The sequence below is a fragment of the Halorubrum sp. AD140 genome (assembly GCF_034497445.1).
In the GTDB taxonomy this organism is placed as follows: Archaea; Halobacteriota; Halobacteria; order Halobacteriales; family Haloferacaceae; genus Halorubrum.
In genome coordinates, this window is record NZ_JAXRUU010000063.1 from 1 (window position 1) to 16,880 (window position 16,880).

19 protein-coding genes and 1 pseudogene are annotated in these 16,880 nt (G+C 54.4%); 9 read left to right on the forward strand and 11 right to left on the reverse strand.

All coding sequences use genetic code 11. The features are described from left to right. Positions 1–56: 56 nt before the first annotated feature. The 4 genes from U4E84_RS13655 to U4E84_RS13670 form a co-directional block, all read right to left on the reverse strand. Positions 57–389: a hypothetical protein gene (locus tag U4E84_RS13655; protein WP_322532660.1), complete on the reverse strand. Its 333-nt coding sequence runs from the start codon at positions 387–389 to the stop codon at positions 57–59. Next, the gene (locus U4E84_RS13660; protein WP_322532661.1) at positions 386–985 is read right to left on the reverse strand and encodes a J domain-containing protein; all 600 of its coding nucleotides are present in this window, start codon (positions 983–985) and stop codon (positions 386–388) included. Before U4E84_RS13660 ends, U4E84_RS13655 begins: the two co-directional genes overlap by 4 nt. Continuing rightward, complete coding sequence (locus U4E84_RS13665; protein WP_345785516.1) at positions 982–1,356, reverse strand: helix-turn-helix transcriptional regulator; 375 nt, start codon at positions 1,354–1,356, stop codon at positions 982–984. Before U4E84_RS13665 ends, U4E84_RS13660 begins: the two co-directional genes overlap by 4 nt. 183 nt (positions 1,357–1,539) lie before the next feature. Then, positions 1,540–1,722, reverse strand: coding sequence for a hypothetical protein (locus U4E84_RS13670; RefSeq protein WP_322532663.1), 183 nt, complete (start codon positions 1,720–1,722; stop codon positions 1,540–1,542). 253 nt (positions 1,723–1,975) lie between these two features. On the opposite strand from U4E84_RS13670, the gene U4E84_RS13675 reads away from it, so the two are divergent. After that, positions 1,976–2,227: an ArsR family transcriptional regulator gene (locus U4E84_RS13675; protein WP_322532664.1), complete on the forward strand. Its 252-nt coding sequence runs from the start codon at positions 1,976–1,978 to the stop codon at positions 2,225–2,227. Positions 2,228–2,269: 42 nt separating this feature from the next. On the opposite strand, the gene U4E84_RS13680 is transcribed toward U4E84_RS13675, so the two are convergent. Beyond that, the gene (locus U4E84_RS13680) at positions 2,270–3,439 is read right to left on the reverse strand and encodes a three-Cys-motif partner protein TcmP (RefSeq protein ID WP_322532665.1); all 1,170 of its coding nucleotides are present in this window, start codon (positions 3,437–3,439) and stop codon (positions 2,270–2,272) included. Positions 3,440–3,819: 380 nt separating this feature from the next. Between U4E84_RS13680 and U4E84_RS13685 the strand changes: the two genes are divergently transcribed. The 3 genes from U4E84_RS13685 (at position 3,820) to U4E84_RS13695 (ending at position 6,668) form a co-directional block, all read left to right on the forward strand. After that, a complete protein-coding gene (locus U4E84_RS13685) occupies positions 3,820–4,848 on the forward strand; it encodes a radical SAM protein (RefSeq protein ID WP_322532666.1) in 1,029 nt (342 codons plus the stop codon). 81 nt (positions 4,849–4,929) lie between these two features. After that, the gene (locus tag U4E84_RS13690; RefSeq protein ID WP_322532667.1) at positions 4,930–6,219 is read left to right on the forward strand and encodes a radical SAM protein; all 1,290 of its coding nucleotides are present in this window, start codon (positions 4,930–4,932) and stop codon (positions 6,217–6,219) included. A gap of 176 nt (positions 6,220–6,395) precedes the next feature. Next, positions 6,396–6,668: a hypothetical protein gene (locus U4E84_RS13695; RefSeq protein ID WP_322532668.1), complete on the forward strand. Its 273-nt coding sequence runs from the start codon at positions 6,396–6,398 to the stop codon at positions 6,666–6,668. 24 nt (positions 6,669–6,692) lie between these two features. Here U4E84_RS13695 and U4E84_RS13700 read toward each other — a convergent pair whose 3' ends face one another. Then, a complete protein-coding gene (locus U4E84_RS13700) occupies positions 6,693–7,895 on the reverse strand; it encodes a hypothetical protein (protein ID WP_322532669.1) in 1,203 nt (400 codons plus the stop codon). A 53-nt stretch (positions 7,896–7,948) separates the two neighbouring features. Between U4E84_RS13700 and U4E84_RS13705 the strand changes: the two genes are divergently transcribed. Next, the gene (locus U4E84_RS13705) at positions 7,949–8,644 is read left to right on the forward strand and encodes a hypothetical protein (RefSeq protein ID WP_322532670.1); all 696 of its coding nucleotides are present in this window, start codon (positions 7,949–7,951) and stop codon (positions 8,642–8,644) included. Between the two features lie 53 nt (positions 8,645–8,697). On the opposite strand, the gene U4E84_RS13710 is transcribed toward U4E84_RS13705, so the two are convergent. Further along, positions 8,698–9,165 carry a hypothetical protein gene (locus tag U4E84_RS13710; protein WP_322532671.1) on the reverse strand — a complete coding sequence of 156 codons (468 nt, stop codon included), beginning with the start codon at positions 9,163–9,165 and terminating at the stop codon, positions 8,698–8,700. Continuing rightward, a complete protein-coding gene (locus U4E84_RS13715) occupies positions 9,162–9,881 on the reverse strand; it encodes a TIR domain-containing protein (RefSeq protein WP_322532672.1) in 720 nt (239 codons plus the stop codon). Before U4E84_RS13715 ends, U4E84_RS13710 begins: the two co-directional genes overlap by 4 nt. A 157-nt stretch (positions 9,882–10,038) precedes the next feature. Here U4E84_RS13715 and U4E84_RS13720 point away from each other — a divergent pair, with 157 nt between their 5' ends. Then, a complete protein-coding gene (locus tag U4E84_RS13720; protein ID WP_322532673.1) occupies positions 10,039–10,515 on the forward strand; it encodes a TIR domain-containing protein in 477 nt (158 codons plus the stop codon). 3 nt (positions 10,516–10,518) lie between these two features. Here U4E84_RS13720 and U4E84_RS13725 read toward each other — a convergent pair whose 3' ends face one another. From U4E84_RS13725 to U4E84_RS13735, 3 genes are all read right to left on the reverse strand, one after another. Then, positions 10,519–11,319 carry a DNA adenine methylase gene (locus U4E84_RS13725; RefSeq protein ID WP_322532674.1) on the reverse strand — a complete coding sequence of 267 codons (801 nt, stop codon included), beginning with the start codon at positions 11,317–11,319 and terminating at the stop codon, positions 10,519–10,521. Next, positions 11,319–11,639 carry a hypothetical protein gene (locus tag U4E84_RS13730; protein ID WP_322532675.1) on the reverse strand — a complete coding sequence of 107 codons (321 nt, stop codon included), beginning with the start codon at positions 11,637–11,639 and terminating at the stop codon, positions 11,319–11,321. Before U4E84_RS13730 ends, U4E84_RS13725 begins: the two co-directional genes overlap by 1 nt. Before the next feature lie 89 nt (positions 11,640–11,728). After that, complete coding sequence (locus U4E84_RS13735) at positions 11,729–12,763, reverse strand: Cdc6/Cdc18 family protein (protein ID WP_322532676.1); 1,035 nt, start codon at positions 12,761–12,763, stop codon at positions 11,729–11,731. Positions 12,764–12,972: 209 nt separating this feature from the next. Here U4E84_RS13735 and U4E84_RS13740 point away from each other — a divergent pair, with 209 nt between their 5' ends. The 3 genes and pseudogenes from U4E84_RS13740 to U4E84_RS18985 form a co-directional block, all read left to right on the forward strand. Beyond that, positions 12,973–15,321: an AAA family ATPase gene (locus U4E84_RS13740; protein WP_322532677.1), complete on the forward strand. Its 2,349-nt coding sequence runs from the start codon at positions 12,973–12,975 to the stop codon at positions 15,319–15,321. Continuing rightward, the gene (locus U4E84_RS13745) at positions 15,314–16,630 is read left to right on the forward strand and encodes a hypothetical protein (protein WP_322532678.1); all 1,317 of its coding nucleotides are present in this window, start codon (positions 15,314–15,316) and stop codon (positions 16,628–16,630) included. Before U4E84_RS13740 ends, U4E84_RS13745 begins: the two co-directional genes overlap by 8 nt. 145 nt (positions 16,631–16,775) lie before the next feature. Beyond that, a pseudogene (locus U4E84_RS18985) lies at positions 16,776–16,880 on the forward strand (site-specific integrase); the annotation flags it as partial.

Genomic DNA, 16,880 nt, shown 5'->3' on the forward strand with positions numbered 1-16,880 from the left:
GTTCAGCGTCTTCGCCTCGCCGGTCCAGGAACACTCGGCGCAGACGGCCTGGTGGCTCATCGATCCACCTCGCCGCCGTCGGCCACGAGCTCCTTCTCGCCGGCGTGGTACCGGAGATCCTCGACGAGCGAGATCGCGCGGTCGGCCTCCATGTCACGTCGGAACCGATCACGGAGATCGAGTTCGTCGACGACTCGAGCGTCCTCGCGGACGGAGAGCCGGGCAACGATATCGCCGTCCGACCCGTGCCGGCGATCGACGAGATCGTACAGCGACTGGATCACGGCTCGATGATCCTCCAGGAGACGCGCCGCGCGGTCGCGGTCGGCGTACGCGAGCACCGAGCCGTGGCGGTTCCGCCGAACTTCGACCTCGACGGTCGGGCTCATCGGTCACCTCCGAGCATCTCCTCTTTCGCGTCGCGGACGCGCAGTAGCTCCTCCTCGGAACCACCGTGGTCCGGATGCGCTTCTTTCACACGTTCGTAATAGGCATCGAGCACCTCGTCAGACGAGGCGTACACGTCGACGCCGAGGACCTCGTGGGCCGGTTTGTTCGAGACAGATCCGACCACGACAGCGTTCTCGTCGCCGTCTCCGGGCGGGAGGCGAGCTGCGGCGAACTCGGAGTCACCGGTCCGGACGGGACGGTTCCCCCGCATCCGGGTCTCGTGGATCCACTTGTAGACCGTTCGGACGTTGTCCCGGAGCCGCGAGTAGGCGTCACAGGCGACCGCGTACTCCTGGTCGTTCTCGCGCCAGCGGAGGACGAATCCCGGATCGTCGGGATTCGCGTTCGCGAGCGGGAGCCCGTTCGATTTTGTGTGGGAGTTCCCGATCGACGCCCGCCAGCCGTCGACGCCCATTCGATCCATCTCGGTCGCGAGGTCCTGCGTCGTCGCGCCGAGTGTCGCCTCGAAGCTTCGATTCTTCGTTCGGTCTCCTGCAGGCGTCCGATCCCAGCCGGTCGGCCAGTCGAGGCTCATGCATCCACCCCCTCGACTTCCAGTGCAAGACCGAGGTAGTCTCGGTGTCGTGAGAGCAGCTCGCGGCCGCGGTCGGTGACGCGGTACGCGTTGGTGCGTCCGTCGATCTCCTCCGACTCGATCAGGCCCTTTTCCTCAAGATCGCTCAGGTTGGTGTACAGTCGGCCATGGTTGATCGCGACGGAGTAGCGATCTTCGAGCCGTCGCATCAGCGTGAGGCCCTTCGGGAGTTCCTCGCCGTCGACCTCGGCGGCGACCAGGAGGAGGTCTCGCTGGAACCCGAGGAGGTCGTACCAGGTGGTCTCGTCGCTGTGCGGCTCGTCCGTCGGCTGGGTGTGTGCGTCGCTCATGGTGGTGTCGTCAGTCGTCATCAGTCGGTCGTGATGCGGTGCTGGCCGCGCCGTCGTGATCCGGCATACGTCGGGGTCGCCCCGACGCGGGGTTTAGTGTGACCCGTGCGGTTCCGAACGGTTCCGGACGGACGCTCTCTCGGCACCGTGTCCGGGTTTCGGTCGTTCCGGATGGTGTTCCGGACGGCGAGCTGGTAGAGTCGATCATCGGTCGTCGGGGTAGAGATCGACTTCGCCGCGGAACTCGCGGAGGGTCGTTTGCGCGACGTCGTGGATCGCGCGATCGGCTCGCATCAGCGTCGCGAGTGCTGCCGGATACTCGTCAGTCAGTGTCGATTCCGCGTCTCGGACGGGAGTTTCAAGCCCCCGCGTCGGATCGGTGTGCATGGGTTTCGTGCTTGGTCACGGAACCCCACACGGGCCGGCTGTTGGCGCAGCGCGGCCCGCGTCCTTTTCAGGCACGGCGCGTCCTCGACGACGGCCGGGTGGGTCCGTGACTGACAGGTGTGGGTTCGGGGGGCTTAACTTTGATGGTGTAGACTATCAATTAGTATGTCTAAGCAATTAGATCGGTTGAATAACCCTATAACTAAGAGTCGGCTTCCGGTATCGCCGGTCAATGAGGCCCGTGGTGAGCTGGATGACCAAGTCTGATGATGCTATCTTGGAGTTTCTCGCTCATCACGGAATCGCGCTCCCTCCTACCGCGATAGCGTTTAATATACAGAACATATCGCGGCCGACGATCGATCGGCGGCTGCCAAAGCTCGAAGATGCAGGTCTGGTAAAACGCTATGACGATCCACAGGGGTACACCGAGATCACCGATCGCGGCCTAGCGTATCTCTCTGGGGACCTCGATGCTGAGGAGCTGGAAGACATTAGTGAATGATACTGCCGCCGGTAGAATTGGTCACAGTTAATGTGGGACTCCCTAACCAATATCCTCTAGATCGTCGTCATCCCTGAAGTCGATCAGATCGCCTTTTCCGACACCAGTTCCTCCAGTCTTGGAAGCTCGCCTAATGACCTCCACTTGGCCTTCCGACTCAAGTTCCTGTATCGCTTTTCTGTAGTCTGATTCCACATCGTCCTCATATTTTCTCATCTTGTAGCACATTTCTACCATATTACGAAATTCTATACGGTACTGACTAAAGGTATTAACAAGAAATTCCTTGGTAGCAGCTAATCCAGTCGTAAATGCACTTAAGCCGGATTGTTTCCGATCGTGTTCGGGGATCTTTGGAGCATATCCGAAGTTTCCAGTCCCACATATATTCATCACATCACGCATTGTTTTCAAGCCATTCGGATGATTTGTCCCAAACACGAGATAATAAACAGTTTGCCTCGTCTCGGGCTCTGTAATCAAATACTCAAATGTCATCTCCGGTCCGGTACCTTCTATTCTATCAGTATAATACTCAACAAGTGGTTCCCAATTCTCAGGGTCGAGATCACCTACCTCATCGATAAAATCGGGCGTTCCAAATGTAGTTTCTAATGCGTCTCTATGATCTTCATTTTCTAGGAATCTATTGATATCTCTAGACATAAATGTGATTAGTATCTCGAACTGATCGGTTGATCCGATTTCTGTAACTACGTCATAATCGAGTGATTTGAATCCAAATGGATCGATGAAAAATAGAGTAGGACAGTCACTCCCATCGGTAGTAACGAGATCCAAGACTTTGTCTTGAAACTCACCCTGAATGGGATTCACAGAGATGTTATCGGCTATACCAGCTGTCTCCGAAATGTTCTCATCCAATTCATCGTAGTTTTCTTCATTTGCTTCAATAAATATAGCCTCTGCCTCTTCGAATTTGTCAGAATGCTTTGTGAGCCGATCAAGGATTATCTGAGGTGATCCGGGGAGTTCTGTCGGTGCGGATATCTCCTCTAATTGAGCTCCTGAGCAGTCCTCGGCACGAACGTAGGATCCTCGACCCGCAAAGCAGTCGATTACTCTAAGTTTATCGTTCCAAGAGGATAGCTTGTAAGTCCAAGGCGTCAAGTATTTTTGATAAACCTCATGCTTTGCAGCAGTATGCTCTCGGTATATCCACTTCTCATCGTCAGAATCAGATAGGACCATTTGCTTGCTGGTACGATATGATAGTGGCGAATTACTTTACTTTACCGTCCAACTAATTTGACTCAATACCATGAAAACCATTATTGACTCCCTCGTATGATATATCCACTATGTTGAACAGTGGGGGCCTCTCAATCTGTAATTCGAGTCCTAATGGCTCCGAGGGTGTCGTTGTAGAGGACAGAACTGGTGACATCATCCACAGATTTAGGGAGCCACCTAGATTGGGTAGATTAAGAGAAATAAGTCGACAGCACTCAGAACCCCTTGAACGGCTTGATTTATGGGATACTGGACTCCAGTGTACCAACTGTGAGAATAATATAACAGAGCGATTCAGTGCTAAATCGGATGGGGCGCTCTTGTGTTGGGACTGTTCAATGAACCGTATTTCCGACGAGGATCAACGTGGTGTAACTCATACTACAGATCCAACAAAAGCCGTCCTTTCCAACTCTGCCCTACACCACAAAAATCTGTGTAATTACGTTATTAACGTTGCTACTGGGTGTACTCATGGGTGTAAATTCTGTTATGTTCCCTCAACACCGAACATTAAAATGCGAGGTGATATGCTCAAAAAACAAGCAGGTGTTGTAGACGGACAACAGGAGTGGGGAAGCTACCTCCTGTACCGAGATGATCTACCAGAACGTCTTGGACAGAAGTTGGATAGAAAACAAACGTGGGACTCTACTCCGGACGGCCGCGGCGTCGTAATGATTTCCAGCGGAACGGACTGCTACCAAGATCGCCGTGCCGCCCAGATCACTCGTGGCTGCGTCATCGAGCTCGTGAAACACGAGAAGCCGGTCAGAATCCTTACACGCAGTCCGGCCGTCGTTCGCGACCTAGACGTGTTCAAAGCCGCCAACGGCCTCGTCACCGTCGGCTCCTCAATCCCGTGTCTCGACGACGAGAAGGTTCGCTCGATCGAACCCGGCGCACCTGCCCCTTCCTCCAGACTCGACGCCCTCGAAGAGATCAGCAACGCCGGCGTTCCCGTCTACGTCTCCATGTCCCCGACGTATCCGACACAGGACCGTGAAGACCTCCGGGAGCTCCTCACCAAGTTCAAGGAACGGCTGGACCCCGATGTCGTCTTCCACGAGCCGATCAACCCCCGCGGCGGCAACTTCCAAATGACGGTCGAGGCGGCACGCGAGGCGGGACAGGAGGAACTCGCCAACGAACTCGACAAACTCCGCGACCGTAACCACTGGGTCGAGTACTCGAAGGAGCAGCTGACCGCAGTCCGCGACATCGGTGACGACCTCGATCTTCCGATCCACCTCTGGCCCGACAAGGAGTTCATTAAACACGCCGGTGAGGACGAGGAGTTCTTCCGCCGCGAACGCGAGAAGATGGAATCGCCCGAGGACTACCCGAAGCTGCCCTCTTCCGCGTAATCGGTTTTAGTTCCACTTTCACTCCGGACTCACCTCTTTTTTATACTGTTAGGGATCGGACGTTTCGCTAAGGAGGCCTATATGCACCTTGACACCGAACGCGATCCGGACGGTGGGTGGTACGATAGATTCGTCCACCTCGTCGACGAGGACGGTCGCGTCGTCGAGGAGCTGGGCAAACACCCGACGCTTGACGAGCTGCGTGAAGCCGAGCGAGAACACGGCGATCGACTCAATCTCTGGCAGCAAGGACTCGTCTGTAAGGAGTGCGGGAACCAGATTACCGACCGATTCAGCGCGCGCCCTGACGGACACCTCCTCTGCTGGGACTGCGCATCATCGGAGAACGGTGAAGAGAAAGGCGGACTGACGGTCAACGTTGATCCGACAAAGACAGTCCTCAGCGAGTCGAAGCTCAACGAGAAGAGCCTCTGCGACTACGTGATCAACGTCGCCACGGGCTGCCGACACGGCTGTAAGTTCTGCTACGTCCCGTCGACGCCGGCCATCGACAGCCGCGACGAGATGCTTGAAGACAAGGCTGACGTGGACGACCCTCAACGGGACTGGGGAGACTACCTGCTCTACCGGGACGACCTCCCGGAGCGGGTTCACGAAGGGCTCAAGAATACGGACTTCGAAGAGGAGTGGAAGACAACGAGACGGGGGCGCGGCGTCGTGATGCTCTCTAGCGGGACAGATTGCTACCAAGATCGACGAGCAGCGCAGATCACTCGTGGGTGTGTTCGAGAACTCGTCGAGGCGGACATTCCGGTCCGGATCCTCTCGCGAAGTCCGAACCTGACCCGTGACATTGACCTGTTCGAGAAAGCGGACGGACTCGTGGCTGTCGGGACTTCAATACCCTCGTTCGATGCGTCTCTCGTCGACGCGCTCGAACCGAATGCGCCGCCGCCGATGGCACGGTGGAAAGCCCTCGACGAGTTGTTCCGAGCGGAAGTTCCGCGGTTCGTCTCGTTCTCCCCGACCTATCCAACGATGGATCGAGACGAGATTCGGGAGGCGCTCTCGTGGTTCGCGGCTGTCGATCCGGATGTCGTGTTCCACGAGCCGATGAATCCTCGTGGTGCGAACTTCGAGATGTGTCTCGAAGCGACGCGTGAGGCTGGTTACAACGATGTCGCTGAGGAATTAGAGCGAATCCGGGACCATGGTGAGTGGACCAAGTACGCGATCGAGCATATCGAGCTTGTGCGGGAGATCGCTGAGGAGCAATTCGATCGGTTGCACATCCACTCGTGGCCTGATCGGAAGCTCATCGAAGCAGCGTCTGGAAAGCAGAAAGACCGCCTCAAACGGATGAAGAAGGAAGTATCTCCAGAGGCGTTCACAGGAGCGAGTCGGTTCTAGATACAGTATTTTTCTTGGATCTTTGTATACTGACCATCCGATCGAGTCGTGATGAGTGTCTTGTGTGTACCAGAAAGGGTCCACTTGACTAGAACTAGCACATTGCTCAGTGTTGGGTTGAGGGGATGTATCCAAGAGTAGATTTATTATCCTGCTATTGTAATCTGCTGTTAAGGATGCTCAAGACTGAACCAGAACTCTACGAGGTGGCAGGTGCACAGAATAACCACCTCTGGCTTGAAGTCCTTGAAGGGCCTGACCAGGGGCTTCGTGTCTCGGTTCCAGTCCACAGCAGTGAGTATACGCAAGAGACTCAAGACAAAGTTCTGGATCTTGAGGTTGGTAATGTGTACAAGCTCACGCTTGTAAGTGACCAAGAATCACCTCCCGACTGGAAAATTGAGGATGTGCATTCTGAACGAGGCCGTCGGATTGAAAAGCCGGCTTAATTATCTGGCATACCTTCTCCTGTTCTATTCGGATACAGCGTCATCATCTCTGTGAGAACTATCACTATCTCCGCTCTTCTCCTCAGGTGATTTATCCGCTGACTCTTCACCATCTGTTGGATCCATAGGCTTCTCAACACCTTCATTCCCATCATCTGCTTCTGATAGTTCAAACTGTAGGGGACCGGAGGCTAGTTGTCCTGTGATTCTAAGTGGTGTATCCTGATCAAACGAGATATCCTCCGCCTCAGATGCGACAGCAACTACGTAATCGGCAAAGAGGTACTCAATGTAATCCTCTTCAGTTGACTCAGCAAGTACCCAGAAAAACATCACTCCCACAAGACTGACGAGAACCAATATCCAGACTGGTATCCAGTATTCAAAAAACAGGGGCTGTTCGTATTCAAGATCGAGGATATGGATCATTTCACCAGAATCTATTTGCCAGTCAATTATGAGGACAGAACCAAGGAGTAACGAAGCATACCAAGAGGTGATCCACATGCCACGATTAAGATTTCGCAGTGCTTGCATCCTGACTGCGCGTGACGGAGATTGAATGTTATCCACTCTACTAGACATAACGTGATACAGCACACCGTATGAGGTAGTCCGAAACGGAATCTCGTGCGTATCAATGAGATATTCCCAAATTCGATTAACTAATATCGCATCCTCAAGCCTTTCTCCACGGGGTGGTCGGAACCAGACGGCAAGTGGCCAAATATACGGATGGACAATCTTCCAAAATAGTCTGTCTCGATTATTCTCTGACGGTTTCTTTTGTCCATCTGATGGCTCATCCGAGCTAGACTCGGTCTCTGCCTCCGCCAACTCAGATTTGGTCCTCATTTCCGCATCACTCATTGTGCGATCGAAGTGTCTCCGATCTCCAACAGCAGTTGATGCGACCGACTGAATCAGGTTCCCCGTAAGATAGGCGATAACAGCAAATAGAGCATACTCTTCGATACTATCTGGAATGGGTGGTGTCGTAAATACACCGAGAGTTACCACAAGAGCAACTATTCCTGGAATAAGATTACCGAGTAGGTCGTAAGAGTTCAAACCACGAATATATCGTCCAACTGGCACAGTTGATATGTGATAGCCATTATAATTAGTTTTTATTATTTCTGTCAGGCTAAATTTCATCATAATGCTGCAACTCACACTCAATTGACTCAATTTTTGTTTAATTCTGATATCAATACTTCCAGTCATACTATTAAACAGCCTCAGAAACCCTCAAGAGACCAGTCGCGCAAAACCTGTCCATGAACAAAGTTGTCTACGCAATCAGAATTTCTCACTTGGAGTATTCGGGCCTCAAAATAATGGACATCAAGATCGGCAAGTCCACGAACATCGACAACACCCTCAGGCAGTACAGCAGAGGCAACAGAGACATCGAGCTGCTCGATATGTGGCGACCGAACCCCGACAAGAACCTGTCCACGGCCGAACGCGGTGTCCACGAGATCGCTGAGAAGTACGCGTACGACAAGCAGAGCGAGAAGTTCGTCTTCCTCCAAGGCGCGTATCAGGACTTCGCGGAGACGGTCAACAAGTTCATGCAGAACGCCAGCCGCGAGGACCTCGTCGAAGAGCCGCCGGCGAGCGAGTCCACCGAGGTCGACGACTACACCGGAATGACGCCCTCGGTAATTAAGATCCTCGGCGAGACCTACGATGTCGATAGCTGGGCGAACACGCTCACGACCGCGGTCGCGGAGATACTTCGCGACGCCGACGACCACGACCGTATCACCGAGATCGAGGGTCGCACGCGGAGCTACTTCGTGGAGGAGGGCCGACAGTCGGAGCTCGTCCAACCTCGGAGGATACCGGACACAGATCTGTACGTCGAAACCAACTTCTCCGCGAACGATTGTGTTCGGAAGATCGAACAGGTGATGGCGAAGTACGGGTACGATCGGGCCGAACTGGAGATATTCACCGAAGAGGCCTGAAAACTGGGTCTGAGGTAGACATCGAAGATAGACAGTATAATTGATCTCTGCTGCTACAGAAGCTGAATACTCGCGTAAATGGAAATGAGAAGGTAGGGGACAGCCAGTACACCCGGAATTTTTCGTTCTACACGGGTATGGGTAATGTAGGTCCGCCAATTCTGTCCCTCGTCAAGGACTTCCCACTCGTCATTAAATGGTTCAGCCGGTAGATCCTTCTCTATCGTAGCGAGTACGTCATATTTTCCGCTATTCAACTGCTTGTACGAGACAATACTGAGGTACCAAAGAATACAGAGAGCAAGTCCAAGTAAGCCAGCGAGGAGCAATCCAACTTCCTCAATTATCTGGGTCTCGGTGAGTACAGACAGTACAGCGAGCGTACCGGAGAGGAGAAGTACATAAAACCGGTTATTCCGCATCCGCCTATTGCTGACGTTGAGCGTCGTGTTCACGTAGGCTGTATACTGATCAATCAGCTTTTCTCGGCCACTATCGGAGCTGCTATCATCGTTTGTCATGCTGAATGTCGATTGATCGCATCTAATATCTCAGTTCCATCGGCTTCGACAACTTCGGTGGCGTGTTCGTGTACTGTATTTGGGATACGTTCGTTCCGCTGTGGCTTAACCCCGATAATCGGCTTTTCCATCTCATTAGCTATCTCTATTTCTTCTTGAATCCAATCGCTGTATTCGACGTACATCCCGCCTAACACGAGGACTACAGAAGCAGAACGCATTTGATCGCATATCTTTTTTCTGAGATGGTTCGGGAGTTGTGCATCGAGGGGATCCTCCGAGGAGACACTGTGATTAAAATACTCGAACCCCCGGGCACCATTGAGGAGATCCCTAACTTCCTCATAGTCATTCTCATACGCCCACGAATGGCTGATGAATACTCTGTGGGATTGTTCTGTGTCGGGAGTACTGTTGTTCCGTGAGCGCCTGATTGCTTCCCCGACAGCTAGAATACCGGCGGCTCCAGCCCCTAATGCTGCTAATTTTCCCAACTGATCACTACTCTGAGTTGATTGGAGTGGGGCCTGAGAAAGTTCGTAGTCAGTGGATACAGAGCTAGAAACTGATACGGTGTAATGGGTTGGGAGTTCGGTTATTCGGATATGTCTGTGCCCACGCTCCTGCTCATAAACCCCCCAAAGGCCGTTGACTGTGATCCCACGCAGTTCGAATCCGGATGGTATTGATTGTATTTCGTCCTTGTCAACGAACACTGGACCATCAGACCGACTTGCCCGATCAAAATGCCGCTGCCAACTCATTAGCTAACCGTCGTATATTCGAGAATATAAGTTTGGGTAGAGCCGAGTGAAACTGAAGCAGGCCCTCATTAGCCGTAGCATTATTAGATTCTACCATCGATGACAAAGTATGGTTGACGACGAACTCGAGGAGAAAATTAACCAACTTTCACACGACGTAGAGGTCTTAATTCAGAAAGAGAGTAGGCAAGAGTACAATCTCTTCCTCTCACACTCGTGGTCCTACGACGAACAGTACAATAATCTGGTTGAACTTTTAGAGGACTTCCCTTACTTCGAATTTAAAAACTACAGTGTCCCCTCAGACGATCCCTTAGATGCGGAGACGGCGGAAGAGCTTGCTGAAATGCTCATAGAACAGATTCAGCCCGCATCTGTAGTAATCATCCTCGCTGGGATGTACGTAAATCATAGCGATATAATTGGGGCAGAGATGGATATTGCGGACCATCTGGATAAGCCAATGTTGGGCGTAAAGCCGTGGGGGAACGATCGCATACCTTCTGAGGTAGAAGAACAGGTTGACGAAGTAGTCGGCTGGCAGGCGCATTCAGTTGTTGGGACAATTCGCGAACTCTCTGAATAAGATTCAGTTACCCACTCTCACACCCTTCGGCTCGAAGTTCATCACCAACCGCTCTTTAGCATCCTTCGCCGATCCACGCTTTCCGCTGTTGATGAACCGCTTCTCGTCACGATCGACGACGTACACCTCTCCGAACCCCTCAGGCAGGTCCTCGTACGAACAGATCCAGTCGCCCTCCAGCCCCGAGAGCCCGTCGACGAGCGCCTCGTGGTCGATCGTGTTCACGAGGTAGTAGTCCTCGTAGCCGACGTACGGCGGGTCGCAGTAGAACACGGTGTCCTCGCTGTCGTACTTCTCGAAGACGTCGGCCCAGTCGAGATTCTCCACGACAACATCCGAGAACCGGTCGGCGAACTCGTCGAGCCGGTCGACCTTGTTTGCGTACGACAGCGCCCGACTTCGGACCTTCGAGGTCCCGAAGCCGGCCTCTTTCGAGTACTTCGCTCCCCACTGCGTGTACCGGAGGTAGAAGAACTGCCCGGCGCGCTCGATAGGGTCGGCGGGCCGGTACCCGTGAAAGAACTTGTGTGCCCACTCGTCGTGGAGCTCGCGCGAGTACGGCGTCTGGTCAAGCCACTCGATCAGCTCCTCCGGGCGATCGCGGAGGACCTCGAAGAACTGCACCAGGTCGCCGTCGCGGTCGTTGTACACCTCGACGTCGCTCGTGTCCGGGTGCTTATTCGCGAGGACGCCGGCCGCGCCGCCGAACACTTCCACGAAGCAGGTGTGCTCCGGTACGTGATCGAGGATCCACGACGCGAAACGACTCTTCCCGCCTGGATAGGGAAAGACGGCGTCCGCCATCAGCGGCTCCTCTCGAGTCGCTCGCCGACCACGTCGACGACGTGCTCAATCCATTGTGGGATCACGTCGTCGTGAACGCTCACGCCGTCGTGGAAGCTCCGGATGATGTCGAGTGATCCGTCGACCCTCCGTACGTCGAGCTGCCAGTCGTCGCGGTCGGACGCCGAGATCTCCACGCGGAGCGTCGCGTTCGCGTCGGTGCTGACCACCGCCTCCGCGACCTCGGGATCGCCGGGGTTGTGAAGGCCCGCGGCGACCAAGTTGATCTCGAACTCCTTTGTCTGCGCGCCGCCGCTGTGGATCGGTTGTTTCGAAGCCATACTGACGGCTGGTCGCTACCGGTGATTTAGTCTGACCCGTGAGGTTCCGGACGGTTCCGAATGGGTGCGAATCGCAGGACGGTGCGGATTCAGGCGCGTTCGGGATGCAGTTCTGGATGGTCGGCGTCGACGAGTCGATATCGCTTCGATCCACTGTGCTGCTCAACGTCAACGAGGTTGTAGTGTTCCAGCTTCGGAAGGTGGTTCGCGCGGAGGTATCGCAGCGTTACGGGATCGTCGTGAATCTCTCGATACCGCGCGTACAGCTCCTTCTGGATGAGTCCGTCCTCCTCTGCGAGGGCTTCGTACAGCGCACGCTGGTGCGTGTTCAGCTTCGAGATCGTCTTTTGGCGGACCTCTCGTTTCGCGCTAGCGACAGCGTCATCAACGAGTCGCATAGGGATCGCCGACAGTCCCTCGCGACTGGCCATACGCGCGCCAACTCGCAATGCCGCGATCGCCCGGCGCGCGTCTCCTTTGGTGAGGCGCGCGATACGTGCGAGCACGTTCTCGTCGACGGCGCCGGGGCCGAGGCCCTCACGAGCGCGTCGAGTGAGGATCTCGGTAATTGTGCCTTCTCTGTACGAGTCGAATCGCACGCGGTAGGCAACACTGATACGAGAGGTGATTCGATCGTCGAGATCGGCAAAGAGGTCGACCTCCCGGTTCGCAATGCCGATCCACGAGAGCCCGCGGATCTCGTGGAGGTCGTAGAGCACCTCAGTCTCGCGAAGCTGGTCGACTTCATCCAGAATCACAACCCCTGGTCCGTTGAGCTCGTGTTGGACATGCTCGATTAACCGGCCGGTCGAAGCCGATCGGGAGACGGCCGAGCCGATCAGGTCACGAGAGAGTTGCTCGAGCACCGCCTTTCTGGTGTAATCCTGCCAGCAGTTCACGTAGGCGTGCGGAACGTCGAGGACTTCTTGGCGAAGTTCGCGAACGGCGGCTCGGGCGACAGTCGTCTTCCCGACGCCGGAGGGGCCGAACAGGAAGCAGTTCTCGGCACGGAATCCGTCCTCGATCGGTGCGAGAGCGTCCGTCACTTCGTTCATGTGGCGGTTCCGTCCGACGATCACGGAGGGCAGGTGGTCGTCTTCGAAGACTGTTCCGTCGCGTATCACGTTCTGGTCGGTCTCGGTGTGGGGATATAAGCCGACCCCCGAGTGTTCCGGATGGTTCCAGATGGTCTTCGGTTGATTCACGTGCTTCACTTGCGGCCCTTTCCCCGCTACCCTCTCAGAAGCCTGCCACCATCTACCAAATTCTATTTGGTGATTCCACGATGTATTTACCAAATAATATATTTGTCAGGAATTAGAAGAAGCGATTAATGGCTGACGAGGCAACCTCCGCTGACGCACAAATCCAACTCGATTTTGATGACGGTGAGGGAGAACGCCATGACATCGGGAATGCGTGGCATTTCGGATTCATCGATGACCAGTGGTGGGACCTGTTCCGCCAACAGGGCAGTATCAGTCTCGGCTGGCCCGATATCGAGTTCGACGTCTCCGAAACAGAGGGCTATGATGAGCTGAAGGAACGGAGTAATCTCGATTCCGCCCAAAAAAGCCCGAACGATGCCGTCGAACAAGTACGGCGATTCGCACACGATCTCCAAGTTGGCGATATCATCTTCGCGAAGGATGGCAAGCGGGGACAAGGCGATGACGGCTGGACCGGGAATGGACAGATCCTCGCCGTTGGTGTCATCACAAGCGAATATGTGTACCAGCCGGCGGACGAATGGTACGACGAAATGCCTGAATCACACGCTCACACATCCAATAAGCACCATCGGAGTGTTGATTGGATACTCGACCTCGAAAACAGCGAGCGTGGACCATTCCGGCCGTTCGTCAAACTGCAGCAATGGACGCTTCATGGTGTTGATTACGACGCGCTCAAAACACAGATTCTCAACCATTATGACGCGGACAAGGCCTTTGCAGAGCTGGAGTCCATCTCTAGTGACTACCGAGCTAGCGGTCCAGTCAACAACGCAAGTCAGCAGTCCGTCTGGATCGAAAAAAGCTATCACAACAGAAGCGACCGCGACGTCAGTGGGTGGGGACTTGGTGAGGCGCTCTGGTGTCCGCAAACAACCGGAAGCGGTGCTTCCTCAGTGCATTACGAGCTAGTCACTAATGTAGCAGAGGGCGACCTGATTCTCCACTTAGACCAAAACACCCGCGAGATCACTGGTGTCTCCGTCGCCGCTGATAGCTACGAGGAAACCACGTGTCTCGAAGGAACACGTTGGGACGACCAGGGCGTAGAAGATATGGAATTTGAACGGGGTGGACGCCCGGCCTACAAAGTGCCACTTGAACGGTACGAGGAATTCGAGGACGCACTCGACGTCAACACCTTTCTCAGAGAATCGAACCGTGATCTCCTCGATGAGATCCGTGATGAGCATACTGTCGTCTACGACACCAACCTTGATTTGAATCAGGGGGCCTACCTCACCGAAGTCCCAGAAGAGTTTGCACGGCTTATCAACGACACGCTCTCAGACGAAATCGGCCAACCAATTCCGTATCTTAACCTCTCACACAGAACGTACGTCCCCAAAACTCGGGAGTCGACGCTGTCGTACGAAAAGATGGGAGACGGAGTCGGGTCTCTCCAGTTCGAAATTCCAGATGAACTTTACTTCGAAGACTCCGACGAGATTCGCCGACAGATCGAGGCCACGATCAACTCCGGGAAGAACATCATCTTCACGGGGCCGCCCGGGACGGGAAAAACCGAGCTCGCGACCGCGCTCGGAGAAACGGCCCGTGAATTCGACCAAGTCCACGACACTACGTTTACCACAGCGACCGCAGATTGGACCGCCTTCGACACGATCGGCGGCCACATGCCTGAGACGAACGGCGGGGACGGCATCGCATTTCAGCCTCGGATTTTTCTCCGGTGTTTCCGCAATGAAAGTGGCATCACCAACGAATGGCTCATCATCGACGAGATCAATCGCGCCGATATCGACAAGGCGTTTGGTCAGTTGTTTTCCGTCCTCTCAGGTGATTCTGTCGAGCTTCCCTACGAGTATCAGGGTGAAGACGTCGAGATTCGCTGGGTAGAAGACACCGCTGGTCTCGCAGCGATTGAGGATAACGAGTCCATCTTCCCTGTCACGCCATCATGGCGACTCATCGCAACCATGAACACATACGACAAGGCCTCACTGTATGAGATGTCGTATGCGTTCATGCGGCGGTTCAATTTCATCCATATCGCCGTCCCCACCCTCGAAGAGGATGGCACTGTCGTGACTCGCCATCTCAACCCTGATGCCGGCGAGAATTTTGCGGAAGCATGGGAGTTCGAGGGGCTGCTCGCAGAGGACGACCTCTACAAGCAGGTGTCGACGCTCTGGTTCAAAATTAATCAGCATCGTAAAATCGGACCCTCCATCGTCAAGGACATGCTCGAGTACGTCGCCGCCTACGACACGGGCCGTCGACAAGAAGCGCTCACCAACGCGCTCGTCTCGTTGTTGCTCCCACAGATGGAGGGAATGCGGCCTGAGACGCAGAAGGAGTTGATCGTCAGTTTCGGCGATAGCGAGGAAACGGCCGACGAAGACTCTGTTACGCCTGACGTCGACGTTGAGGCGCTGAAGCGACGCGTCGAAGACTTCTTCGACATCGAGTTCGCCGACGATGACTAAGACCCCAGCGTTCGACCTCGTTGAGGCCACCCAGGAGGAGTTGGCCGCCTTCCTTACCACGGGTGGGATCAACGAGCGACAGCTCTCGAAGAAGTTGGATTTCTCGGGGCTCGATATCGATGACTTCCACCGTATCAAACAAGTCCACTTCGTCCTTTCGAACCCCGTCGTCGAGTTCGTGCAGGAGTTACCGCGCCGGATCCGAAAGGTGAAAAAAGAGAGCCACCGCTCCAGCGAAATTGCCCGTGGGGGGATCCGTGGGAAGATCGACTGGGGAGCGACAACGAAGGTGCGACATTCGCAGAGTTATGGAGACACATCTCTCTTCGTTTGTGAGGCACCCTATTTTGAGTACGATATTCCAGAGAATCTCGTGTTGAAAAAGTTGTTGTCGGTCATCTATCGGACTGTCGACCGCGATCTCAAGGAAGTTGAGTATGAATGGCGGACTGACCGTTGGGACGACGAGCTCGTCACAGACATTGAGCGCATCTTTGAGCGGAACGTCCATGTTAATCGCATTCGTGATCCCGAAGATATCCAACTTCGAGAGCGCGATCTCGACGCGGCTAGAAAATCCCGAAACGAGCTCTATTATGAGTCGTACAAATTGCTCCGACAGTATCGGAGGTTGATGGCGAACGAGTTCGATGGCGAAGAGATCGGCGAGTTGCTCCAGCAGACACTCGTCGAACCGAAGGAAGTATCGACGCTCTTCGAACTGTTTTGTGTCTTCAAACTCGTGCGCGCCCTCAGCAAAGAGTACGAGGGGCTACGGATTCAGCCGATGCGGAAGAATTCGAATGTGATTGCCCGGTTAGCATCTGAGGATCGAGCAGTGAATGTGTATCACGATGCTAGCGAAGATGTCGAGTGGTACGAGTCGATCGATGATGTCGAGCGGCCACTTCCAGATTATTTAGAACGATACGAGCACGTGCTTGATGAGTATGAGGAGGTGTCTGAGGAAACCCTCGGGAAAAATGTTCAGCGTAGTCTGTTTAGTGGCCGGCCCGACGTCGTAGTTGAGGTATATGAGAAGACACCGGCAGGTGACGAAACGCTCCAACGGGTGATCCTTGGCGAAGTGAAGTACACCGATAAGGAAAGCACCTTTTCGGAAGGACTCAAGCAACTCCTAAAGTACCTTCAGTATGCGAAGAATGATGAAGGGTACCTGCAGGAGACGTTATTAGAACTCGAAGGCTTCCTAATGGTCGATTCTGTCGCGTTTGACCAGCCTGAACGAGACGATCTGAGTGTGTTTGACACGAATCTGTTGCGAGATACAGAAGAACTTCTTTCGTGATCGGTGTTAGCCGTTTACAGCTAGCTCGGACGAACCTGGCGACTTCTTATACAAGTCGATAATCAGCATCCGAATATCGGCCCGATCAGGCCGGTCGACCCGTGGGTTCTGCCGTCTTTTATGCCAGCTTGTTTAGGAACTTCTCATGCGCTTAGAGTCCACCGGGAAGCCGGACCAGTACAAGTGTTGGCTCACGGACGACGAACTCGACGAGCTCCGCCGAGCGGCCGGCGACCACCGCGACGATCTG